Annotated in this window: 17 protein-coding genes and 1 tRNA gene; 5 read left to right on the forward strand and 13 right to left on the reverse strand. The window is 52.5% G+C overall.

What is annotated here, in order from left to right:
• Positions 1–40: 40 nt before the first annotated feature.
• The 3 genes from LA756_RS03250 (at position 41) to LA756_RS03260 (ending at position 1,587) form a co-directional block, all read left to right on the forward strand.
• A tRNA-Met gene (locus LA756_RS03250) sits at positions 41–114 on the forward strand.
• Positions 115–391: 277 nt separating this feature from the next.
• Entirely contained in the window at positions 392–976 is a 585-nt protein-coding gene (locus LA756_RS27290) for an HINT domain-containing protein (protein WP_224440463.1), read from the forward strand.
• A gap of 200 nt (positions 977–1,176) precedes the next feature.
• A complete protein-coding gene (locus LA756_RS03260) occupies positions 1,177–1,587 on the forward strand; it encodes a hypothetical protein (protein WP_224438454.1) in 411 nt (136 codons plus the stop codon).
• 3 nt (positions 1,588–1,590) lie between these two features.
• Here LA756_RS03260 and LA756_RS03265 read toward each other — a convergent pair whose 3' ends face one another.
• Entirely contained in the window at positions 1,591–1,797 is a 207-nt protein-coding gene (locus tag LA756_RS03265) for a hypothetical protein (RefSeq protein ID WP_224438455.1), read from the reverse strand.
• Positions 1,798–2,349: 552 nt separating this feature from the next.
• Here LA756_RS03265 and LA756_RS03270 point away from each other — a divergent pair.
• Complete coding sequence (locus LA756_RS03270) at positions 2,350–3,261, forward strand: DUF1559 domain-containing protein (RefSeq protein ID WP_224438456.1); 912 nt, start codon at positions 2,350–2,352, stop codon at positions 3,259–3,261.
• Positions 3,262–3,535: 274 nt separating this feature from the next.
• Positions 3,536–3,766 (forward strand): hypothetical protein, encoded by a 231-nt coding sequence (locus LA756_RS03275; RefSeq protein ID WP_224438457.1) that lies wholly within the window; start codon positions 3,536–3,538, stop codon positions 3,764–3,766.
• A gap of 93 nt (positions 3,767–3,859) precedes the next feature.
• Here the strand turns inward: LA756_RS03275 and LA756_RS03280 are convergent, their stop codons facing one another.
• The 12 genes from LA756_RS03280 to LA756_RS03335 form a co-directional block, all read right to left on the reverse strand.
• Positions 3,860–5,341 carry a sulfatase gene (locus LA756_RS03280; RefSeq protein ID WP_224438458.1) on the reverse strand — a complete coding sequence of 494 codons (1,482 nt, stop codon included), beginning with the start codon at positions 5,339–5,341 and terminating at the stop codon, positions 3,860–3,862.
• 73 nt (positions 5,342–5,414) lie between these two features.
• A complete protein-coding gene (locus tag LA756_RS03285; RefSeq protein ID WP_224438459.1) occupies positions 5,415–6,785 on the reverse strand; it encodes a sulfatase-like hydrolase/transferase in 1,371 nt (456 codons plus the stop codon).
• Between the two features lie 74 nt (positions 6,786–6,859).
• Positions 6,860–8,359, reverse strand: coding sequence for an arylsulfatase (locus LA756_RS03290; protein ID WP_224438460.1), 1,500 nt, complete (start codon positions 8,357–8,359; stop codon positions 6,860–6,862).
• 71 nt (positions 8,360–8,430) lie between these two features.
• Positions 8,431–11,733 carry an alpha-L-fucosidase gene (locus tag LA756_RS03295; protein WP_224438461.1) on the reverse strand — a complete coding sequence of 1,101 codons (3,303 nt, stop codon included), beginning with the start codon at positions 11,731–11,733 and terminating at the stop codon, positions 8,431–8,433.
• 8 nt (positions 11,734–11,741) lie between these two features.
• Positions 11,742–13,229, reverse strand: coding sequence for a hypothetical protein (locus LA756_RS03300; RefSeq protein WP_224438462.1), 1,488 nt, complete (start codon positions 13,227–13,229; stop codon positions 11,742–11,744).
• A 67-nt stretch (positions 13,230–13,296) separates the two neighbouring features.
• Entirely contained in the window at positions 13,297–14,313 is a 1,017-nt protein-coding gene (locus LA756_RS03305; protein WP_224440464.1) for an alpha/beta hydrolase, read from the reverse strand.
• Between the two features lie 201 nt (positions 14,314–14,514).
• A complete protein-coding gene (locus LA756_RS03310) occupies positions 14,515–15,612 on the reverse strand; it encodes a putative glycoside hydrolase (RefSeq protein ID WP_224438463.1) in 1,098 nt (365 codons plus the stop codon).
• A gap of 91 nt (positions 15,613–15,703) precedes the next feature.
• Complete coding sequence (locus LA756_RS03315; RefSeq protein WP_224438464.1) at positions 15,704–16,258, reverse strand: DUF5123 domain-containing protein; 555 nt, start codon at positions 16,256–16,258, stop codon at positions 15,704–15,706.
• Between the two features lie 339 nt (positions 16,259–16,597).
• Positions 16,598–18,016 carry a sulfatase gene (locus LA756_RS03320; RefSeq protein WP_224438465.1) on the reverse strand — a complete coding sequence of 473 codons (1,419 nt, stop codon included), beginning with the start codon at positions 18,014–18,016 and terminating at the stop codon, positions 16,598–16,600.
• Positions 18,017–18,040: 24 nt separating this feature from the next.
• Positions 18,041–19,411 (reverse strand): sulfatase, encoded by a 1,371-nt coding sequence (locus tag LA756_RS03325; protein ID WP_224438466.1) that lies wholly within the window; start codon positions 19,409–19,411, stop codon positions 18,041–18,043.
• Between the two features lie 81 nt (positions 19,412–19,492).
• The gene (locus LA756_RS03330; RefSeq protein ID WP_224438467.1) at positions 19,493–22,351 is read right to left on the reverse strand and encodes a sulfatase-like hydrolase/transferase; all 2,859 of its coding nucleotides are present in this window, start codon (positions 22,349–22,351) and stop codon (positions 19,493–19,495) included.
• A gap of 106 nt (positions 22,352–22,457) precedes the next feature.
• The gene (locus LA756_RS03335) at positions 22,458–23,420 is read right to left on the reverse strand and encodes a family 43 glycosylhydrolase (RefSeq protein ID WP_224440465.1); all 963 of its coding nucleotides are present in this window, start codon (positions 23,418–23,420) and stop codon (positions 22,458–22,460) included.
• Positions 23,421–23,448 lie beyond the last annotated feature (28 nt).

Consider the following 23,448-nt stretch of genomic DNA (forward strand, 5'->3'; position numbering starts at 1 on the left):
CATCTCACAAACGACGCCAACGCAAGTTTGTACTCATTGACGCGGGGTGGAGCAGCTAGGTAGCTCGCGAGGCTCATAACCTCGAGGTCGTCGGTTCAAATCCGGCCCCCGCCACTCAGACCCTGGTTTAGCAAATAAAGCTCAACCAGGGTTTTTTCGTATGCGCGTATCTCACTGGGAATGGAATCGCGTCGTTTTATCCCGTGAACTCGCAACAGTTTGCGAGAACGCGTTGTCTAAGCGTGGTTGTCTCTGTCAAAGAGAGACATAACCCGCCCCATCTAAAAGAGTGCATTCAGACGCTCAATTCGACGTTTGTCTCACCAATTTTGTAAAGACACTACCGCCGGGTAAATAGGGTGTTGGGCTCGCTAGAGTCGTTCTCACGACGATCGAAAAGCAGAGCGGAACGGTCTACGAACTTAACTTCGCTGCCGAAGATGGCACTACCGAATCGATTCGCTCAACAGGATCCCATAGGTTCTACCGTGAATCGGATCAATCTTGGGTCTCTGCCGGAGCGCTCGTTCCGGGCGACCAACTTCAAGGGACCGATGGCAGTCTTACCTTAGGCGGCATCGCCAAAGTCCCGGGCCTCCACTCTGTCTTCAACATGACGGTCGAAGGAGAGCATGTCTACCGAGTTTCGACATTTGGTATGCTGGTACATAACAACTGCGGTGACGAACTTGTCACCCAGATCTCTGGTGCGAAAGGTACTGTTTACTATAATGCCCCAGCAACAAGCGCCGCATCGCAGATAAACCCACGACTAACGCAACGCCTTGAAGCCTTCCGTGCGTACAAGGCGAACGGTGGGACGATGGATATGGCTCGGTGGGTTAAGCACACCAAGGCAAATCCAAATTGGGGGGACTGGTCCGAACAGTGGCTACGCCAAGTGGATTCGCTCTGTGGAAAGCGTTCACGGCAACTCAAAACTGAGTTCACGGACGGCTTATCTGTACCGGCTTGAAGACGCTGACGGAAATTTCTTGAAGTGGGGAATCACGCAAGACCTGAACTCTCGCTATCCGCAATCCTTCTTGCTGGACAAGCGATTGATCGAAGTTGCAGAGGCAACAGAGCCGACATCTTGCGTTGGGAAAGAGAGTTGGTCGAAACGCAACCCGGACCGCTGACCTTTGAGCCTTGGAAGGGATGGAGAGCGAATCCATGATTTCACTTGGCAACGTACTGAAAGGACCTGAGTTGTCAGGTTCTCAAGTTGACCGTGCGAAAATGGCGGCAACCAAAGCGGCAGCAGAACTTCGGGGAGAATTCGAGTTTGGCAGCAGCCCAGCCGTGAATGTCGTATTTCATGTGCCGGGCAGTATGGGAAGCCCTGATTGGGATGGCTTGCGAGATGCCAAGTTTTCACGCCAACAGCAGCTTCTCATGGTTCAGGTTGCGGTCCCTGAAAGTGTCGTTGAATCTGCGAATCCCGAAGAATTCGTGATCGAGAGCCTTTACGGTGCCAATGCTGTTGCATTTGAGTTCTTCCGGCAGAAGAACATGGATTTCCCGCTGGCAGAAGCAGAAAAGTTGGTGGCGAGCATCGAGTCTCGTATGAAAAAGGCAGCGTGAGATTCACGCCCCCGGCAACGCTTTGAGCGTCTTCACCGGCGATACGGTCGGCTTGGGCTTTTCGCTCTTCGCCTTGGGCTGATCCAATGGGTTAACGTTGCTCATGCCGGGCTGTGCCAGCTTGTCATCGCCCAGCCATAAGCCTTCCTGTTGCTGCCGTTCTCTCAGCCATTCGTGAAACGTCTTCATGTAGGTATCTACGCCGCTCACTGACGGATTTCCCGTGCGTGCGTGAGCGATTCGCCTTGCGATAAAGAACAACACCGCACGGAGCCGGTGCAGCAGCGGCAGCGACCACCTTGGCTGTCAGGAAAACGGTTGGGTTCGGATTTTTGCAACCCAACCGATACGCCAGCGAACGCATCAACAAATCAGGCACGCAGCACCATCAACCCTGATGCCTTCCGCTTTGCTCTCGCCTTTGCTCCGCTGAGCAAACAAAGTCGTCGGCTTCGTTTCAGTGGCACGAGCTCTCTAACGTGTCGAACATGACTCGCATCTTGTCCACTTCGACCTCTCTGAGATGTCAATTTGCGAACTGTTCTTTCCTATTATTTTCGCCGTTTTGCCGCAATTCCTTCGTCGCTGCGAAGGCCTTGCGACATGTGGCAACATTTTTCTGAATTTTAATTTAAACGCCAATTGTCGAAGGTTGGGAAACGACTATCTTTGCTCCAGGTGGGCGTGTAATTCCTTCCCAATTACGTACGACCATCTATTCTCACTGCTCTTCTAATTCGCTTTTTCGCTTCGGAGTGTTTTATGAAAGCCCGACATGGCTTTACGTTGGTCGAACTACTTGTCGTCATCGCAATCATTGGTGTTCTCATCGCTTTGCTATTGCCGGCCGTGCAGCAGGCCCGCGAGGCGGCTCGACGGATGCAGTGCACCAACAACCTGAAGCAGGTTGGCTTGGGTGTTCACAACTATCACGATACTTTCGGCTCGTTTCCCTCGGCATACTTGGTGAATTCAGGCTGGGCTTGGGGGACGATGCTCCTGCCGTTCATTGAGGAAAATTCGCTCTACGATGCGATGCAGCCTTCGAAGTACTCGGTAAAGAATATCGGAGATACCGGGGCTCCAGACCTGTTGGCGCTGACTAGAACTGTCGTTGACACCTATCGTTGCCCGTCGGATACGGCGCCCGACGTGAACAGTCGTTTGACCAATCATAACGGTAGCCAGACGGTGGGAACGTCGAACTATCTTGCTGTATATGGAAATGGGAACCGAGACCATAAGAACACCGAGTTCACCGGAGTTATGGCCCAGAACTCGAAGATCGGGTTTCGTGATGTGACCGATGGAACAAGCAACACGTTCATGGTGGGCGAGCGAACATGGGAGTCTACGCCGAGTCCACCTAGCCCGCCTGAAGTTCAGACGCACAATGCCGCCGTGTGGGCCACCATTTGGCCGACCACCAACAACAATGGTGGCTATCGCCTGGACCGGCACCACGTCATGTTCTTTACCAGCACCAATGTCACACCCAACGGCTCCCTTCTTCTCAATGGGGGACACCCTGCATGCTTTTCCAGTCTTCACCCTGGCGGAGCTCAATTCGTGCAGTGCGACGGTTCGGTCCGCTTTATCAGCGAGAACATCGATGGCACGACGTGGACGAACCTCGGCGCTCGCAACGACGGCAACGTCTTGGGCGAATATTAAGCCTAAGTGTTGATGCCTGGCCGGAATGGAGAGAACCTCGATCGGCGCCGTCCGATCGAGGTTTGTTCATTCAGCTTCATACTATTTGAGCCAATTGCGCCCCGATATATCCTTTACTCCCCAATCCAAAATGAACCTAACTAAGAATCTTGTGTTGGTCAGTTTTTGCGGTTTCGCCCTCACTTTGAGTGGATGCTATTCTCGATCCGATCAGCCACCAATTGCTCCGGTGACTGGAAATGTGCGACTGGCCGGCCAGCCACTGGTAGGTGCCATGGTCCAGTTTCATCCAGCCCACGGGCGTCCTTCTGGTGCGATCACTGATGCCGAAGGATCTTACGATCTGACTTACAAACCCAAGGTCAAAGGCGCTGTCATTGGTAACGGAAAGATCGTGGTCAGTGTTGCCGGACCGGATGCTTTCACCTCGATTGAGAAGGATTCGCGAGAAGTCACCATATCAAGCGGTGGCCCCAATGTCTTTGACTTCGAGATCGACAAGTAATGATAGTTCAAGAGACGCCGTAGCCGTATGTGAGTGACTGTGCGGTACCGGCGTCGCACTCTTGGAATTGATCGATGTCCAGATGAATGTAATTCAGTTTGCCGAGCCGGAGGACGGAGTACGATCAAATAGCGTCCCATAACGTTGATAGTCGTTGTAGTCGACAGCCTCTCGCTTCCACTTCGCTAGTTCTTGATCGTACCGCTCTCGCATTTCTTCAAGTACTGATTGGTTCGTGGGCACATTTGCCAGGTTGGTAAGTTCCAGTGGATCGTTCTTCGTGTCGAATAGTTCTTCGACCGGCTGCATCTTGTCGTCGGTATACCACCAGTAAGTGTATTTGTATTGCGGCGTAAGGCAGCTCAGGCTATGTGTGGGTAGGGGCCCGAACACGTTGATGAAGGCCAGTTGATCATGTCCACCCGTTTTCGGGTCTTGGAGCAGCGGTAGAAGACTCCTTCCGTCCATATTGGCAGGAATCGGTAGACCAGCCAACGCGAGAATCGTTGGGGCAAAATCAATGTTGCCGGTAAGTCGGTCGCAACGCAATTGTTTGCCGCTAGCCTGGCTGCGTGGATCGTAAATCATCAGTGGAACACGCGAGGATTCTTCCATGGGCAGAACCTTCGAGCCGTACCCGTGCGAGCCACAAATGTAGCCGTTATCGCTGGTGTAGATGACAACCGTGTTGTCGGCAACACCCTGAGCTGTGAGTTCGTCGCGAATCATGCCCAGGGCAACGTCGATGCCGTAAACCTGTTGGTGGTACTTTGCCATTTCGCCATCGTAGTCGGTATCGTAATGCCACTCAGTAAATCGAGGGTATTGCCGCCCGGACTTACTCTGACGAGAAAGGTGCTTGCCAAATTCACGGCCAAAATTTCCGGGCTTGGTGAACGTCTTTCCTGCGTAGACGTCATCGAAACGTGGGTCGGGGGTCGCTGGTTTGTGAGGGGCTTTGAAGCTAATCGATAAACAGAATGGCTTCTTACGCTTAACCGATTCGCGAATCACATCCTGGGCGAACGCTCCATACGAGAGTGTCGAGTGGGGGTACTCGTCGGCGTATTTCTTCATCGACTTATTCTTGGCCGTCGCGTAATTGGTTTGGCCAGGGCCGCCGCCCCAAAAATCGAAGTCCTCTTCGCAAAGTCCTTTGCCTTTGACGACGATTCCAAACTTTCCGGCGAATGCCGTCAAATAGCCAGCCTCTCGCAGCAATACAGGATAAGACTTCGACCACACATCAGCGTGCATATCTCCATGGCCGAAATTGCACCCGGTTTTATATTCGTACATTCCGGTAAAAACATTACCGCGGCTGGCCATACAGATGGCGGTTGTGTTGTAGTGCTTGTCAAAGATTAGACCGTCACGACCTAATTGATCCATGTTGGGTGTTTTGACGTCGTCATTGCCGTAACAACCAACGGAGTAGGTTGATTGATCGTCCGCAAAGAGGAAGACAATATTGGGTTGAGACTTTAGGCCATCTTCAGCCGTGGCAAACGGAAGCAATGTTTGTTGAGCGATGAGTGATAAGGCGGCCAGTAGAATTGTTTTTAGGCTATTCATCGGGAGTGTGTTCTATCTTAAAGCTTTGTAATTGATCCGACTCTACGGTGGTGGATTGATTCTGCTTGTGCTCCTAGTAGCCGACCTTGGATCCGCGACGTGGGCGAATCTTTGGATCGTGCCACCATTGTTTCGGTCCTTCTTCCTCAATATCAGCCCACACCTGAAATAACGTTTGCTTCATCTCATCCAGTTTGTCAGGCATCGCCTCGGCGAGGTCGTTTTCTTCACGAGGGTCTTTTTCTATCTCAAAGAGTTGGAACTCCTCCATCGTTTCGTTTCCGACGATCTTCCATTGGTCGATACGTAGCGCGACACGGCTGTCGGGACGCGACACGTGCGTACGCCAGAATAGTGGTACTTTCCGCTCCACGGGCCTTCCCTCGAAGGCGGGCAGCATGCTCACCCCGTCAATTGTACGATCAGTGGGCAGAGGAATGCCTGTAATATCGAGCACCGTCGCGAAGATATCGGAGCCAATCACTGGGACATCGCTTACCATTCCTGGTTTGATATGACCTACCCACCGAACGATGCCTGGTACGCGGATCCCTCCTTCATGATCGTCACGTTTGCGACCACGGAGCCCACCGGTCGAACCACCGACGGAACCACCTTGTCCTTCGGGACCATTGTCTGAGGTAAAAAAGAGAATCGTATTATCGGTCAGTCCGTGGGCATCGAGTGCATCCATCACCTGCCCCAAAGCAAAGTCGAGCTGCGTGATGTTACCCATGTACTTTCGATTGCGATGGTCGTTGTACAGCTCGCTGAATTGAGGGTCCGTCGCGATCGGATGATGTGGTTCGTGTACCCAGATCGACAGTGCAAACGGCTTTTGGGGATCTCGGATCTCCTCCAACCAGTGAATTGCTTCCTTGGCGACTAGTGGTGCCGAGTAGCCATTGAGCTCGCCGACTGGCTCGCCGTTGCGGACGAAGTTAGCTGGGTTCTCGTGGCTCGGGGCGGCGTTGTTGTGGGTGGCCATCCAATAGTCGTAGCCATGATCACTGGGTTGTGGGAAGTCCGGGTGGTTGAACTGTGGACGCGAATTCAGGTGCCATTTACCCACGTGGCAAGTCTGGTAACCAGCTTCCTTCAAAAGTTTGGGATAAGTGATCTCACTTTCTCTCAGGTGAGCTTCATGATTTCCGGATAGATGCTGCCAGACTCCATTACGGTAGGGCGTTCGCCCCGTCAGAATCGACGACCGTGATGGCGAGCACACTCCGGCTGCCGCATAGCATTGCGTAAACCGAACTCCCTGAGTTGCCAGTTTGTCAATGTTGGGTGTCTTGATCGACTCGCTGCCATAACATCCAGCATCTCCCCAGCCCATGTCATCGGCGAGAAAGACAACGATATTGGGGCGTTGCGCTTCTGCCGATTTCAATGGAGTTTGCAATACAACCAACAGTAGGCTAAGAGCAAGGATGGTTCGCATTGGTTGTTCCAGGGGGATTTAGAAAGTGAAATCTGCTGGGAAGTAACATTGACGTAACGAGGCGGCGGAAAACGCTATTGGGCTTTACGTTTCTTCTTGGGCCTGCTCGCATTTCCAGGCGTGTCGAGATGACGACGCATTCTCTGAAGATCCTGGGGAGAAGGTTCACCGCCAAATTGCTCGAAATAGAGCTCTTGAAATGGGTTAATTGCCGGTCCAACGGCATCCTCATTGACCATCAGAGGTTGGGTTTCTTGCCACCACTGGTCGTAAGCAGATCGCAGTTGCGCTACGACCTTAGGGTGATCCTCAATGACATTGGTTTTCTCGCCTGGGTCGTTCTTCAGATCGTATAGCTCTTTATTGTTAACCAAGGTGAATCGCGAGTTCTGAATTGAGGAGTTTGCGAACTTCGCTTGTTCTGCCGTGCCGCTCTTCCAGCGGCCCGTATGGTGAACAAGAATTCGGTCGGACCATTGGGCGTTCGGGTCCTTCAGGAGCGGTAACATGCTTCGTCCTTCCAGCTGGTTTTGCAACTTGGGAGTGGTATCGGCCCCAATAATGGCCATGAGCGTTGGAAAGAGGTCAACGTGAGCAGTCAAAGCATCGCAAGTTACGCCTGCGGGAATCTTGCCGGCTGGCCAGCGGACAAAGCAAGGAGAGAGCGTGCCCCCTTGATACACAGTGTTCTTACCACCCTTTAAACCAGAGTCGAAAAGTTTTCGGCTGATTCCACCTCCGTTGTCGGTGCCTAAGTAGACGAGCAGCGTGTTCTCTTCGAGGTTCCACTCTTTGAGTTTGGCGAGTAGTTCACCGAAGTTGGTATCGATGTTTTCTACCATGCCGAGATACTTGGCCAGTTCGTCGCTAATGCCTTCCTTGCCGGCGTAATTCTGGCAGTATTCTTTCGGGACAACGTGCGGGCCGTGGGCCGCATTCAAAGAAATGTAGGCAAAGAACGGCTGCTCCGTCTTCCGCTGCGAGTCGATCCACTTGAATGACTGCTCGAAGAACAGATCGGTGCAATATCCTTCGGTCTTCACGAATTTGCCGTTGTGCCACAGCGTAGGATTGATGTTGCTATTGCCGGGCGCATCGCCGCACGACCCGGGAAAGGTCTGGCCGATACCGCCAGCACCGTGAATGTAGACTTCATCAAATCCGCGACTTTCAGGACGATATGCTTCCTCATCACCGAGGTGCCACTTACCGAAAATACCAGTTGAGTAGCCGGCTGTTTTCAGCATCTGCGGAAGCGTGAACGTGTCGAGGCTCATGCGTTCTCGTTCGAGGATCGTATGCGTGACTCCATTCTTAAACTCGTGCCGACCACTCATCAGCGACGCACGAGTGGGAGAGCAGGTAGGGCTAACATGAAACTTTGTGAAAAGAAGACTCTCCCTAATGAACCCATCCACCGCAGGCGTTTGCAGTACGGGGTTGCCAAGGCAACCGTAGTCTCCGTAGGCGAGATCATCGGGCATAACGATGATAATGTTGGGTTTTTGAGAATCAGATTCCGCGTAGGCAGCCAATGAAATCGAGAGCAGAATGGCGGAGAGAATTCTTTTCATCTTAGGGACCACGTGATGATTGAAAGGATTCGTTGGATGAATGACAAGAGAAAATCAGTTTCGGGCGAGGGTTACTGAGTGTTTCCGTCAAGGTTGACTTTATCAGTACGTTTAAGCGCTTGAGACGCATCAGAGACAATCGCAGTGGGCTTGTGCTGATTCTCGTCCGTAACTATCTCGAAGGACCATGCGAATTGAGTTTCGCCGAGGACTTTGGGTGGTTCGATGCGGAGTCCTTTCTCGCTAACGGACCAGTTGACCTTAGCAGGGCTGCCAAGCAGGCGGACCGACTTAATGTTGGTTGTTTTCCATCCGGCGGTATCTTTGATAGTAAACGGCTCGTTTGGCGTAGTAAGCTTGATGGCGTAGAGTGTCTTTCCTTTGGTCGTGAACGCCAGATGTTCATCTTCCTGCGAATTCACTTTCCAGTAGCGTGTGCCGTAGATGGCATCACCGTTGATTTTTAGCCAGTCTCCCATCGCTCGAAGTCGTTCTACTTGCCAATCGGGAATAGTGCCGTCAGCTCTGGGACCAATATTGATCAGGAAGTTGCCGTTTCTGCTGACGACCTCCACCATCTCGTGGATGACCTGTTCGACGGACCTCTTTCGGTGTGGATAATTCGGGTCCTCTTCAGCAGCCAGGTAGCCGAAAGAAGAACCAAAGGTTGTACAGCTTTGCCACTTAGGACCAATGACTTTTAGTTTCAGATTGTCTTTTTCAAGACAGCCGACTCCATCAGGCCAGTTGCGATTGCCTCCTTTGTTGTTGCAATATACTTCCTGACCGCGGGCGGCCGCGTCGTTCATGAAGTCGGCAATCATGCCACGAACCTGATCGTCGAGATATTTGATTTCAGGCTTCATCTTGCCTTCACGGACACGATTGCCGTCACGTGTATAGATGGGGAAGTCGTCTACCCAGAGGAAATCGGGGTGATACTTGTTCTGGATTTCATTCCAGCGGGCAACATAGTCATCGACGAATGCCTTGTCGTATTCGAATGGACCGTAAAGCAATTTTGCCTCGGGAACTCGGCGTATCTCTTCTGCAATATCAGAACGTGGTTCGCTGCGGACAACGTACTTTTCCTTTGCGAAGAACCCGGTGTGTCGCTCGCGATGATATGACGGCGCGTACTTGAGGCCGCGTTTGCGAACCGCTTTGCCAAGATCACCGACCAGATCACGCTTAGGGCCTTTGTCGACGGCATTCCAGGGTGTCAATTCAGAGTCCCAGTTGGCCCAGCCGTCGTGGTGTTCGGCAGTCATGACGACATATCTGGCGCCGACTTCTTCGAACAGTGCAGCCCATTGATCAGGGTCCCAGTGTTCTGCGGTGAACTGGGAGATGATGTCCTTGTAACCAAACTCCGGCGGAGTAGCTCCCCATCGCTGTTTAAGGTACGGATAGTAGTGTGCCGGGTCTTCGTAGAGCATCTTCGGCACGTGTTCTGCGTAACCTCGATCCCCTTTGCGATAACCGATCACGCTGTAAGGGCCCCAGTGAATGAAGATACCGATCTTGCCATCGTCAAACCAGGCGGGGACTGGCATCTTTTGAAGCGACTGCCAGGTACCGTCGTAGGGCGGATTATTGGTCTGTGGCCCCTCGGGTTCCTTGCCTAACGCTTCTACCTCGGTGAAATAGGCTCCGCCGGCGTTGCCGTCTTCGTCGTAGAGGTATGTTACTAAATGGGTAGGGCCAGCAGGCAGATCCAGTTCAAACTCAACCCCCTTACTACCTGCTTCGACGGGTTTGCTTAATGACTTACCAGCGATCTCGATCTTCGCGTTCTGAGCGACGACGATAGCATCCGCCTCTTTCGGCAATTGCCGAAGGGTAATGCGGTAGCGCCCTGACTTATGAACTTGGAGCATCCATGGCCCTGTGACCTTGGGCCGCTTTTTGATTGTGCCGAAATTCCATGGAGGGTTTCCCGTTGGCATGTACCAGTCTTGTGACGTAAGGACCGTCGGATTATCCGTTGGATTGCCGATGTCGATGCGAACTGGTGTCAGTCGCGGCGATACTTTCTCCCAGAACGGGTGATAATAGTCACGCAGTTGTTCAATGGCCTCGGGGTGTTTGTCGCTGAGGTTATGTTGTTGCCCTGGATCCGCCTGAATGTCATACAAGGTCTGCTTGCCGGAATTGACCAGCCGCCAACGCTCAGTCAGCACAACGGTGTACTCCCAGGGCTCGGAGGGTAAGCTCGTTGCACCAGCCCCGCCGTGATATTGAATGATGTGATGATCTCTTCCCCATTTCGGATTGGATTCGTACAGCATTGGCTTCAGGGAGATACCATCTGGTTTGTAGTCCTTCGGCACCGAAATTCCACAAAGATCTGCCAGGGTTGGCAGAATATCGATATGGGCCGCGAGCGTATCGATGTCCTTGCCGCCATCAAGACCACCTCGGGGCCAGTGGATAAAGAACGGGACGCGGTGACCTCCTTCAAAAACAGAGGACTTTTTACCACGCATCCCTGCGTTGAAACCGACCAGGGGTTGGGAATCTAAACCGTCAAATTTTGCGCCTGCAGCGGTACCATTGTCGGTCATGAAGATCAGGATTGTATTTTCTGCCAGTCCAAGTTTCTTCAGATGCTCCCTCAGCAGCCCTATGTTGTGATCTATGTTGGCGATCATCCCATAGAAGTTGGCATTGGCCACATTCCGGTTGCCGATATACGGCTTCGCCCATTGTTCAGGGACGCGGTAGGGGCCGTGCGGAGCATTGGTCGGAAGGTAGAGCAAGAAGGGTTTGCCTTGGTTTTCTTCGATAAAGCGGATGCCTTCCCGAAACCACACATCGGTGCAGTATCCCTCGAACTGCTCGAACTTGCCGTTTCGTTCGTAGGTATCATCGAAGTAGTCATTGCCCCAGTAGTCCGAGGCCTGTCCGATGCCGCCACAGCGATGCCAGACCACATCCTGAAAGCCTCGGTCTTGTGGGCGGTGGGGAGCGTTGTCGCCGAGATGCCACTTGCCGACCATGCCAGTGGCGTAACCGTTGTCGGCAAAGAGGTTGGCAATCGTCTTCTCATCGCGATGCAACATCGTACGACCAGAACTCGTCCGGTACGCGCCGGTGTAGCCTGGATGGTTGCCCGTCATTAGGGCAGCACGCGTCGGCGTGCAAAACGGGCTGACATGGAAGTCTGTAAAGCGAACAGATTCAGCGCTGAGTTGGTCAAGATTCGGTGTCTTGAGAATTGGGTTCCCATGGCACGCTAAATCTCCGTACCCCTGGTCATCCGTCATAACGATAATGACATTGGGCTTGTCAGCGGCAACTGCCAATGTTGCATGGACATTGACGATCGCTAAAAAGACGAGAGGGTATGTTTTCAGTAGTTGATTCGTCACGGTGTTACCTACTCGGCGAATGTAAGCGTCATGCTTTGGATGATTGGCTTCGATTTGTTCTCGGTGGAATCGGTCAGCCGGAGTTCCACCTGAAATCCGTAGCCAGATGGCAGGTTCGAAAGGTCTAGCTGGGCGGGAGTTTTGGCGATTTGTTTCGAGAAGCCAGGGATATAGTCATATTTCTCTTGGACTTCCGTCCAATCGGTCCACTTGTCGATCTTGCCATCGTTGGCGGTATCAACCCCTACGCGGGCCTCAACTGTCTCTACCCAAGGGCCCGGACTTACAAAATCGGTCTTCTGCTGAGTCGCGAGATAGAACTGCCCCTCGGCAAATGCAATGTCAGGGTCAGGATGGCCATTACCAATGTGGTCGCACCATGTGAACTGCTGGTCGATAGATGGAGAAGTGAACCAACCTACGCTCATTTGATGCCCGCCGACTGGGTCATAGTCACCGAAGAGATAATACTGGCCGCCAATGCAGATTGCCGCCCAATCACCATAGGCCTCTTGCTCAGGTTGATGCACGTTGTACTCGGCGACGTTGGTCTTGTAGTTCTTGGGATCTTCCTTCGCCCAATGGGGATGTTTATAGGTGGCCGTTTTGCCAGTCGGCTTGGTACGCATATCGACCGGCGGTTTTTGGAACTCAAATTGATCGATGCCATTCGGACTGACGGCATGGCCGGCCAGTGGCGAATCCCAAGATCGCTTGCTGGCGTTGATCGGGCTCCAGTCTTCGATGATCACATGCATGTTGCCCTGCAGATCGCGGATGAATCCTGCATCGGATCCGTGCGAAGGATCGCGGACGGCAATGCCCATGTTCTTGCCCGGCTCGCCATCAAACAGATCTTCATCCACGTAAACATGCGGGTCTTGATCGTTCGGAAAGTCATAGTAAATCAATGCCTTGCCATCGACCCACTCGGCACTGGTGACCCACTTCGAGAAGCCTTCGGTGACAGGGCCGTGATGAACCCAGTTCTTCATGTCGCGGCTTTGCCAGGCATGATACCCACCTTTACCAGGCTTCAGGCCACCAGGAGCGTTGAATTGATTAGGAAACGGAGTTGTTTGCAGCGGAACGTCAAACCCTTCCAAAGTCGTTTCTGCTGGCTGAAACTTGGTGTTCTGCTTCCCCTTCCCATAGCGACCGAACATCCAGTAATTGCCAGGACCGACGGTCAGCATCGCCGGCGCGTCGCCCAGGTTAGCCGGGCCGATGTTTTCAATTGGATTCCAGTTCTGCCAAATCGGTGACTGAGTTAAGGTGAGCTTGCTGGCCGAACGCTTCTCGTTTGACGTGTGGAGTTTCGTAGCGATTGTCGCGGTTTTGGCCTCAGGCGATACGAAACCATCGGCGATGGTCGCCCCGTCGGCTGTGGCAATATTCCTCTGCCAGTCGTCTGCGCTGTCGATAGTCCAATCTGCGGCCTCGAGATGCGAACCAACAGCGAGCGAAGCTACGAGCAAGAGTGATAGATATTTCATGGAAACTTCAGTAGTTGATGGATGTGTGTTGGATAAGTAGCTATCAGTCGATGGGGATACGCTTGGGTTAGTTCGGAAGGTGATCGACTAAGAACTGAACGGTACGTTCGACGATTGCTTCGCGGGTTGGTTCGATATCTGCGTCGACCTTTCGCCAGTTGTGACCAGAATTCTTGATGATCATGATTTCAACTGGGGCCTTGGTGGCTTCCGCTTTCTCCTTCATGTAATACGCATGCTTAACGGGGATGGTGGTGTCCTTGTCACCCTGGATCATCAACAGTGGTGGCGAATCAGGCTTCAAGTAATTTACCGGGCTCACCTCGCGGTAGCGCTTAAGCTTTGTATCCGCGTTGTGGTCAGCTCCAAGAATGCGGGCACCGAATCGATCACGAAAATCAGCTCGGTCATCGTGATTGAAGAGCTCTGTCTTCTCGAAGTCAGATGGACCATACCAGGAAACGCCTGCCAGCATTTGATAGGAGGCCGATGCCAACTCGTCATCGCCCACAAGATTGGAAGGGGACGTTAGGAGAAGCATCTGCGCGATTTGGCCTCCTGCAGAATCGCCCATAACGAAGAAGCGATTGGGATCAAGCTTGAAGGCACTGCTATTTTGGGCGAGATACCGGGCAGCATCTTTGCAGTCGATCACGCAGTCTCGCATGGTGACCAGGCCATCTTTTCCACAGAGCCGGTATTCGACAGAGACTACCGCAAAACCATGGCTAAGTAGCCTTTGAAACAATTCCTTGAACGAACCCTTGGTTATGCCTTGCTTGCTGCCAGCAGCCCAACCGCCTCCGTGTGTGTACAGGATTACGGGGTAAGGTGCCACAGATTTTCTGTCTTCGCTTGTGGGGTAGTAAAGATCTAGCTGCAGTTCCCGTTCTGACACGGTCTTGTAGACGACATTCAACTTCCGCTCGGAGCCTGTTTCCAGATACGGAACACGCTCTTTACGAAGCTCTTCGATCGTGATCACTTGGTCACCGTTGAGGTCAAGCTTTTGATAACGCCGCCAAGCCGCCCTGTCTTCGTCTTTTTCGAATGTTCCGTTGCCGTTTGAATCGACCTTGCGCATTGCCTTCGTCGCGCGAACCAACGAAGCGCGATCGTCATCAGTTGAGCCGGCGAATGCCGTCTGAGCATACACAAGGCCTGCGAAGAAGCAGGTGATAACTGTTATGGAGCAAATGTAGTTGGCCATGTTAATTCTTTCGGGCGAAACGTGATCGTCTTTAGAAGGGCTTAGCAACAGAAGTTCATCGAAGCGATGTTTCGGTTACCGCCATTCAATCTTGGCTTCCTGGGATTGAAGATCTACCCAAACCGAGGCATGTTGGTACTCGCGACTGAGCTTCCAACCATCACGCGTCATTTCCCCGAGTGGTTTTCCAAGCGGTTTATCGAATTCTGGGTACCACTCTAGGCATCCGTTATCTAGCCGGTATCCCCAGTTGTAGATGAAGTAGCAGTTCTTCTCGGCCGCAGCCAGAAAGCAGGCGAGTGGAAAGGTCAAACGTTCTTGGGCGGTCTTGTGCTTTTCCGACAATGGTTTTCGCATGGCCTCTTCATCTATGAAGGAAAAGTCAGGCCAGCATTTGAGTACCACAATCTTTCCAGACTTAGCCGCCTGTTGCATGGCAAGCAGGTCCTGGAGCATCGTCTCCTTGGAGGCACTGTGAAAGTGACCAAAGTGCTCAATCATAGCCGCGTCCGCTTCAGGAAAATCGAATCCGATGTGTCTTCCGGGAGTCGAACGAATTCCGTTGAAAACGATCAACCCATCTTCGCCAATCGCGTGACGTGTCTCTCGAACCAGATCTCGAAGTCCCTTTTGGATCGCGTCGAATTTCTCGTTGCCCCACAACTTGCGATTCGCTGGGCTGGTGATTTGTGGAAAAGCGTCCATGAATATTCCATCACAACTTCCCTCGGCCACGGCTTTCTCGGCGACTCTGGTCCACCAATTCCTCACCTCGTCACTCGAAAGATCGTAACGCATTAAGCGTCCCTTCTTGCGATCAAGTTCATTCTTATTCGTCTTGAGCCACCAATCTGGATGTCGAGCATAGACTTGGTGGGCGTTATACATCGGGTAGTCGAGAAAAGCATTCCAATAGAAAATGACCTTCATCTTTGGATTGAATGCTTTGAGTTGCTGTGCCTCGGCTTCGATACCTGCTTCGGTACTGCCGTGCGTTTGAGTGGCGTGCCCTTTCTCCAAGCAGACGAAGCTAGATCGCGTTGCGACGAACTCAGCTTCCTCTTGGGTTAGCAAGCCTTGACTTTTTCCGAAGTGGAATGCAATCGGTACCTTTTCCCAACTGAATTCGGGATATCGGGCGTCGTTCGCTTGTCCGATCGATACTACAAGCACCGCATGGATTGCGATTGAGAAAACGGACAACGGCAGGAGTCTGGGCCCATACCACAGGGATGATTTGTTATTGGAATTAATCATGGTGTATCTATTCAGATAGGCAACCAGCGTTTGGCGACTCGATATGCTTGATCAGTCCCGCTATTGAGACATCGAAGGGGACAATACCAAGCTTCAAGGCTGGAGAATCCGGCTGAAAACGAAAATCAACGTTGGCGGGATCGACAAAAAGGGGATCGACGGACAGGCTATGGGCGTCAATTCCTTCTTGTTTGTGCTTCTTGATAATCTGCTTGCCAAGTTGGGAATCGGCGGCAGAGAAGTAAATGTTGTGATCTGTGTTGGCTTGCTTCGCTTGGGCGAGAGCGCGTCGGTCCTCGGTCGATTGACTATTTTGTGCTGGTAGCTCGTCGATGAAAGTGCAATCGCCTGATTCAGAAAATCGAGATTCACGAATCGCGTCGCGAGCGCGCTCGATCGTGGCAAACGGACCATCCGACTTCTGCGAATTGGTCGTCGCGATAGTTCCTGACCAACCGTCAGAGCCTTGCGGAGACACATAGTAGTCCGCATCTGTCTCCGCGGCACGACAAAGATGAACCGATAGACATGCGAAGATCAAGACTAACGCATGAAGCTTCATCCTGGGTATTTCTCCGAATGTTGTGACAAGGGATATCGCCGAAACACACGCCTTTCGGTGATGGAGCGACGGCTAGGCCGTCTGTCTTTTCCACTCAAGCGAATTGACCGCCTCAATACGAATTGTCTCTTCCGTCGTATGGACCTAGGCCGTACGTGTTACTACCGGTAGCAGCATGTACCTGCCGTTGAAAAACGGACTGGCTGCCAAAATATCTGAATTTCGGTTGGCACCTGCTGCGTGATGGAAAATCTTTCCGGGATTTAGCCAACAGTTGCCTACAAGCACAGTTGACGAAAGGAAAGCGGATAGGCGGTGTTCGCAGAGTTAGGTTGTAAGCTACTTGGAAAGTGGTTGGGGGTTTTCAACAAAGGCAGCAGGTCGGCGATGCTGCTGCAACTCTTTTTCGAAGGCCATTGCATAGGACGTTAGTCGGGCGACGGTCTCAGGATGGGAGCCTAGCAAGTTCTTCTTTTCGCTGATGTCGGTCTCGAGGTTGAAGAGAGCAGGGTGGCTACTACGCGATCCTTTCGCGTTAGTTCCGGCAGCTGCCAGATGTAGTTTCCAATCGCCCGAACGCACCGCCTCGAGCGTGTTGCCTCTGAAATAGAAGAAGGCCTCGTGTGGACTCTCTGCTTCGCTCGACAAGACCGGCCAGATGTCCTTGCCGTCGATTACGCGATCTTCAGGCATTTGTGCACCTGCCAACTTGGCGAAGGTGGGAAGCAGGTCCATGGTTGTCATTAACTTATTGTTGACGACGCCGGCAGCGATTTTTCCCGGCCACCGAATGACGGTTGGTTCGCGCATGCCGCCTTCGAGGGTGCTTCCCTTCTTGCCGGACAGTGGCGTGGCTTTCCCCGGCAGTGAGGGTCCGTTGTCCGACGTGAAGATCACGACTGTGTTTTCGTCGAGTCCGCGTTCTTTCAATGCATCCAGAATTTGTCCAACCGACCAGTCGATCTCACCAATCGCTTGGCGAAGTAGCTTGTCACGAGTGCGATAGTCGATCGTGTCGTTTTTCGACTCGTTAGCAAGTTTAGCCTTCAAGGCTTGAGGCACATCTTTCATAAAGGGGGGCGACGCGTGAAGTGGTCGGTGGGGAATGGGATGAGGTATGTAAAGAAAGAATGGCTCGTCCTTGTGTTTCTCGATAAAGCCGATGGCTCGCTCGGTGATTCGCCGGGTCAGATAGTCAGCGTCCGGGTCCATTTCGACTACGGTTTCGCCATCGAGCAGCGGTAGAGGAGGGAAGTGGTATTTCTTCTGCTGGGTATGGTAAGGGTGTATGTCATGGCTATAAGGCAAGCCAAAGTACTCATCGAATCCTTGTCGTGTTGGGAGGAATTCGGACTGGTCACCGAGGTGCCATTTGCCAAAAATGCCTGTCTTGTAGCCGGCGGACTTTAGTACTTCGGCGATTGTAATCTCGCTTGGGTTCAACCCCTTGGCATCCCCAGCCAGAAGAACCGGGAAATTATCACCCGTCGCCATCTCAATCCGCTTCGGATAACAACCGGTCATTAGTGCCGCTCGTGACGGAGTGCAAACCGGAGCGGCTACGTAGAAACTTGTTAGCTTCGCGCCTTCATCCGCCATCTGATCGATCCGAGGCGTACTAACGTGTTTGCCGCCAAAGCAGCCGAGATCGGCGTAGCCTTGGTCATCCGTGAAGATGACTACAAAGTTGGGTTGCGCCGCTTCTAATCGAATCGCCAAACACGCCAACAGGCACAAAGCGAATACGGTTTTATTCAATATCTTTCTCCTGCAGACTAGTCCTTAATTGGGCACCACGATAGGCATCTTCGCATCGACTGTGTTAAGCCACTTTGCCAGCTTTTCTCGCAGCCGATCGGCTAGATGTGGGTTCGTTTTGAGGACGTTAGCTTTTTCCATCGGGTCCGTCTTAAGATTGAACAAGGCGTCATCAATCAAGCCGTGCCCCTGATAGAACTTCCAATCGTCTTGAAGAATAGCGCTGCCCATGTAATAGGTCACTTCCATCCTGTTGTGCGGGAAGTGCCAGTAGAGGGCATCCCGTTCCAGTCTGTGTTTTCCTTGGAACAGTGGCATTAGGTCTTTCCCTTCGAGTTGCTTGAAATGTGCCGCGGTCCCGCCTGCGGCGTGCACGAAGGTCGGAAAAAAGTCCATGCTGGTGATTGGCACTTCACATGTTGTACCGGCCTCGATTACCCCGGGCCAAGCTACAACCATCGGAACGCGAAGTCCTCCTTCTAGAAGTGATGCCTTCTTGTCGGCGAGCCATGATGTCGGTTTGTGGCCGCCGTTGTCGGAATAGAAGATAAGCAGAGTATTGCCGAGTGTGCCGGTCGATCTAAGTGTGGCGACAACCTTCCCGACTGCATTGTCCATGCTTTCTAGCATCGCCAGGTAGGCATTTCCGTCGTTCTTCTTTACCAAGTCACGCGGAGCTTTGATTGGTGTGTGGACCGAGTAAAACCATAACGTCAAATGAAAGGGCTTGTCGCGGTGTCTTTGAATAAAGGAGGCAGCTTCGTCACCTAGCCGATCGGTCAGGTATTCGCCTGGTTTTCGGTTGGTGATCGTTCCATTGCGATAGGGATCAAACCATGACTTCGGTTGTCCCAAAGCGCAGCCACCAATGTTGGTGTCAAATCCGTAGTGTTCAGGATGCCACGCAGAATTGACGATTCCATTCTTGGTATCGACCGAACCTTGTCCGGCAAGGTGCCACTTTCCGATGAAGCCAGTAGTGTAACCCTGCTTCTTAAGTTCCCGAGCATAGCTTGGTAAGCCTAGCGGTAGATGGTCAAGGGATTCTGCATCTCTTGGTCCACCCTTAGGGCCTGGACGCTCTCGATCAGCTTTGCCTGGGACGTGTGTCGTTAGGCCAATCTGCGCTGGCGACATGCCAGTAATGCATGCTGCACGTGTCGGCGAGCAGACCGAGGCGGCGGAATAAGCCCTGGTAAATACCATGCCGCTTTTGGCAAGTTGCTCGAGATTGGGCGTGTTGATCTCAGGATTGCTTCCGTCATAGTCAACCCAGCCTGGTCCTAAATCATCGGCCATAATGAACACGATATTCGGCTTGGGCGTTTCCGCGGAGGCAAACGAAGCAAAACAAATGCACACAGCGAAACAAAGTGACGAGGTAAAATTCTTCATGTTTCGCTCCCAAAGTGTGAGTGATTCCGAGTGACGGAGCAACTGTTTCTGATTTCGAGAGTCCCTCGCGTGAACGATAGGCTATCGTTCCTGGGGGTCGGCAAGGTTGATTTCTCTTTGATCGCTGCCCATGGTGCGTACATCGCCCAGTTCTGCTCGAATTGATTCAGCTTGTTTTAATAGGCGAGCAACAACTCTTGGATGTCGTTGGGCGACGTTTCTCTTTTCTTCAACGTCATTTTTCAGGTCGAATAGCTGTGGTTCTCTTAGTGTGACGAAACCTTTCTTCTTGCTTGGCTTCTTCGACCAGAATGGCTGGTCCGCGACTGTGCGTGGCAAGTGGAGTTTCCAATGTCCTTCTCGCACAGCCTGAAGATTTGTACCGTTGTAATAGTAGAGAAACTTGTGCGGTGTGTCGGTTTGTTTGCCCTGCAGAATTGGCAGTATGTTATACCCATCAAGCTTGCGGTCGCCGGGAACTGTGACGCCTGCCAGGTTGCAAAACAGTGGAAGCAAATCCATGCTGGTAAGAGTCGTATCTGAGACCTGCCTGGCCGGAATGTTGCCTGGCCAGCGGAATATACCGGGCACGCGATGCCTGCCCTCCATCGTGCAATACTTCCCGCCGTTTAACCCTCCCGTAGATCCGGGACCGGTCGGGCCGTTATCTGAGGTAAATACCACCAATGTGTTGTCATCGACGCCTGCATCATGGAGCGCCGTCATAATAAGTCCCGTGCTGTCGTCGAGTTCTTTAATGAAGTCGCCGTATTTTCCTTTGGAAGATGTTCCGACGAAATCTTCGCTTGGTTTCAGCGGGGAATGCACGATGTGGTGCGAGACATAGATGAAGAATGGTTGTTCCTTCTGTCGCTCGATGAATTCGACGACTTCATCGGCATAGCGTTTCGTTAGCTCATCGCATGATACATTGCGTTGCTCAACTTCTTTGCCGCGATAAAGTGTGTTGTGATTTGGACCGCGTGCTTGCGAGTAGTTACTTGGGATGCCTAGGTGCTCGTCGAACCCTGCGTCGAGCGGATGCGAGCCTTCAACTTCCATTCCCAGGTGCCATTTGCCGACCATTAATGAACGGTATCCGGCCTTTTTCAGCAATTCTGGAATGGTAATTTCTCCCGAGGGGAAGCCGTAGTTGTTGTACTTGCCGACGCCTTCATTTCGGGCAACAGGGATTCCGCAGCGTGTCGGATAACGCCCTGATAAGAGTGCTGCTCGGGACGGGCTACATACGTTGGCAGGCACGAAGAAGTCTGTACTACGGAATCCATCCGCAGCCAGGCTATCGAGGTGAGGCGTTTTAACGCCGGTTAGACCGTAGCAACTGATGTCGCCGTAGCCGAGATCATCGGCGAAAATCACGACGAAGTTGGGCGTCGTGTTCCTCGTTTTCTTATTCGAAACAGAACGCGAAACGCTTGGTAGTGGGCGTGCATTGGGTGGCGCGGCATTATTCCTAGGACGGTAAGAATTGAGCGATGCCTCCATTTCCTTCACGATCTCTGGATGATCTCGATAGACATTCGTGGTCTGTGCCAGGTCGACTTCAAGGTTATAAAGCTGAGCTGGTGGTGCATCCTTCTTGATGCGGCCATTTTCGATATCGCTATTGACGCTTCCGGCAAACTTTGCGGCCGCGGGACCGCCCCAGGCATGTTGATGTGGCTTCGAGCCTGTAAAGCCACCGCTACCACGTGAGCCGATATACATCCACTTGCCCTTGCGAATGGCCAGATTATTCTGTCGAAACGGCGCAAGAAGCAACTCGGTCCGAAGCGGTTCTGCTGGATTCTCCAGAAGTGCCGGAAGGATGTTGATGCTGTCCTTGTCGGTAGGTGGCTTAGCGACTTGGTGAGTGAGCGCCATAAATGTGGCGAGCATGTCGACCTGGCAGATTAGTTGATCAGACACTGACCCTGCTTCGATCTTACCTGGCCACTTCGCGATGAACGGAATGCGGTGCCCGCCTTCCCAGATTCCGAACTTGAATCCGAGCAGATCGCCATTGATCTTGTGCCCGGCCTGGATGGCGTCGCGACCGCCGCGATTCAGCATTCCACCGTTATCGCTGGTAAAGATGACCAGTGTGTTTTCGCTGAGTTTGTTGTCCTCCAGGCTTTGCAGAATCTTGCCCACCATCCAGTCGAGTTCATGAATGAAGTCACCATAGAGTCCGCAGTCACTTGTGCCCTTGAAGCGTGGGGAAGGAGTGAATGGGTGATGGATATTCGTCGTTGAGAAGTAAAGGAAAAAAGGGTTGTCCTTGTTCTTGCTAATCCAGTCTACGGCCTTTCTCGTGAGCAAAGTTCCGGTCTTCTCATCATGGTAGATCTGGTGAGCTTCCAAGGCGCCTCCGAATCGATTGGGGCTCTTCTGAGATGCCTCTGGGGGAAATGTCGGTGTGGGAGAAGGGGGCTTGCCTCCGTAGATCAGTGGGTCAGACGGATCGTAGCCCACGATGGTGTCGTCCTCGACATAGACATAGGGGCTACCGCTATTGACGAGTGGGACGCCAAAGTAGTGGTCAAAGCCAACATCCTGAGGACCTGGTCGCAGCGGTACTTGCCAGTCGTTGGTCCCCTGCTTGAAGCCAAGGTGCCATTTTCCCAGACAGGCCGTTGCATATCCCTTGTTCTTAAACACCTTGCCAATGGTCAGAGTGTTGGTGTCGATAATGAGACCCGAAGTGGTCGGCAGAGGCCCCCAGACCCCTTTGCCAGCATGAGCTCTCACTGGATATTCGCCGGTGAGCAGTGCGTATCGCGACGGCGTACAAACAGCCGAAGCGGAATGGGCGTCAGTGAAACGACGTCCCTCTTTGGCAAGGCGATCGATATTGGGCGTCTGTACCTTCGTTGCACCGTAACACCCGATGTCGCCATATCCCAGGTCGTCAACGTAAATGAGGACTACGTTGGGCATTTTCTCTGCAGCGCAAAGCGTTTGGCTGGCAAAGGTAACCGCGATAGCAATTAGTAGAAACAGAAAGGACGTCTGGAAGAGTTTTAGCATGGGTTCTCAGGCCTAATTATTGGTCTACAAGGCCAGTAGCAGATGTGATGAGGTCGAAACGCTCGATAAAAGGAAGGAATCCTGCGCGAATCCCGATATGGACTCCCCATTGCGGCTGCTCGCCGGTATTGCTGTCGGTAAATGCTTCCGGGCGATAGGTGCCGCCGGCCCTGGGCACCACATGTACGTCGTGAGTCTTCTGGAAATTCAGGCCATCTTCCGAGTAGTGGATCGATTTGATGATTTCTTTGGGGCCTGTGCTACCGATCAAGGCTGCAACTCCGGTGCCCTGCGGCCATACGGCGACTTCATGGTTTCCTTGTATGACGGGGTTGTCCTGATATTTTACGTAGGGCCCCTCAGGCTTCTCAGCAATCGCAACACCCATCTTGGTTTGTCCTGGCTCTTTGCCCAGTTGGCGGCCTTTGTAATACAGCCAATACTTGCCGTCGCGAACAATCAAACACGCGTCATCTATCAAGTGGCTATCGAAATCAGCTGGATCCTTACTGTTGGTGATCGCCGGATTGGATGAGAGGCGTTTCCAGGGGCCATCAGGTGAATCGGCGACGGCAATGCCAATCTTAGAGTCAGGATTAAAACCTTTACCGAACTCTTTAGAGGTCCCGGTGTAGAACAACCAGTAGCGTCCCTCAGCAATCATTATGTTCGGCGTGAAGACACTCGCACCTTCCCAGCTTCCAGGCTGGCCTTTGTCGAGAGCCATTCCTTTTTCAGTCCACTGGTGGCCGTCGGTAGACGTCGCATACCAGACGGTTGCGTCATAGCCAGGAGAGATATTTCCTTTCGAATACCAAACATAGTAGAGGTCGTCGATTTTGATGACATCGCTCGGGTCGCGACGCATGACACCTTTCTCGGCGCCAATTCCAGTCGCGTCGGAATACTCGACTTTGACAGAACCAATCGGCGGATCGCCTGCTGAAACATGGGAAATAAAGCCGAAACTCAACACCATCGCAAAGGCAAGCAGTGCGAAAGGTCGC

Origin of the sequence: Bremerella sp. TYQ1, from assembly GCF_020150455.1 — a bacterium.
In the GTDB taxonomy this organism is placed as follows: Bacteria; Planctomycetota; Planctomycetia; order Pirellulales; family Pirellulaceae; genus Bremerella; species Bremerella volcania_A.

Bases quoted from the DNA above. Each gene is read 5' to 3' on its own strand.
- LA756_RS03260 (WP_224438454.1), top strand. From the start codon at position 1,177: ATGATTTCACTTGGCAACGTACTGAAAGGACCTGAGTTGTCAGGTTCT.
- LA756_RS03270 (WP_224438456.1), top strand. From the start codon at position 2,350: ATGAAAGCCCGACATGGCTTTACGTTGGTCGAACTACTTGTCGTCATC.
- LA756_RS03275 (WP_224438457.1), top strand. From the start codon at position 3,536: ATGGTCCAGTTTCATCCAGCCCACGGGCGTCCTTCTGGTGCGATCACT.
- LA756_RS03280 (WP_224438458.1), bottom strand. From the start codon at position 5,341: ATGAATAGCCTAAAAACAATTCTACTGGCCGCCTTATCACTCATCGCT.
- LA756_RS03285 (WP_224438459.1), bottom strand. From the start codon at position 6,785: ATGCGAACCATCCTTGCTCTTAGCCTACTGTTGGTTGTATTGCAAACT.
- LA756_RS03290 (WP_224438460.1), bottom strand. From the start codon at position 8,359: ATGAAAAGAATTCTCTCCGCCATTCTGCTCTCGATTTCATTGGCTGCC.
- LA756_RS03300 (WP_224438462.1), bottom strand. From the start codon at position 13,229: ATGAAATATCTATCACTCTTGCTCGTAGCTTCGCTCGCTGTTGGTTCG.
- LA756_RS03305 (WP_224440464.1), bottom strand. From the start codon at position 14,313: ATGCGCAAGGTCGATTCAAACGGCAACGGAACATTCGAAAAAGACGAA.
- LA756_RS03315 (WP_224438464.1), bottom strand. From the start codon at position 16,258: ATGAAGCTTCATGCGTTAGTCTTGATCTTCGCATGTCTATCGGTTCAT.
- LA756_RS03325 (WP_224438466.1), bottom strand. From the start codon at position 19,411: ATGAAGAATTTTACCTCGTCACTTTGTTTCGCTGTGTGCATTTGTTTT.
- LA756_RS03330 (WP_224438467.1), bottom strand. From the start codon at position 22,351: ATGCCCAACGTAGTCCTCATTTACGTTGACGACCTGGGATATGGCGAC.
- LA756_RS03335 (WP_224440465.1), bottom strand. From the start codon at position 23,420: ATGGTGTTGAGTTTCGGCTTTATTTCCCATGTTTCAGCAGGCGATCCG.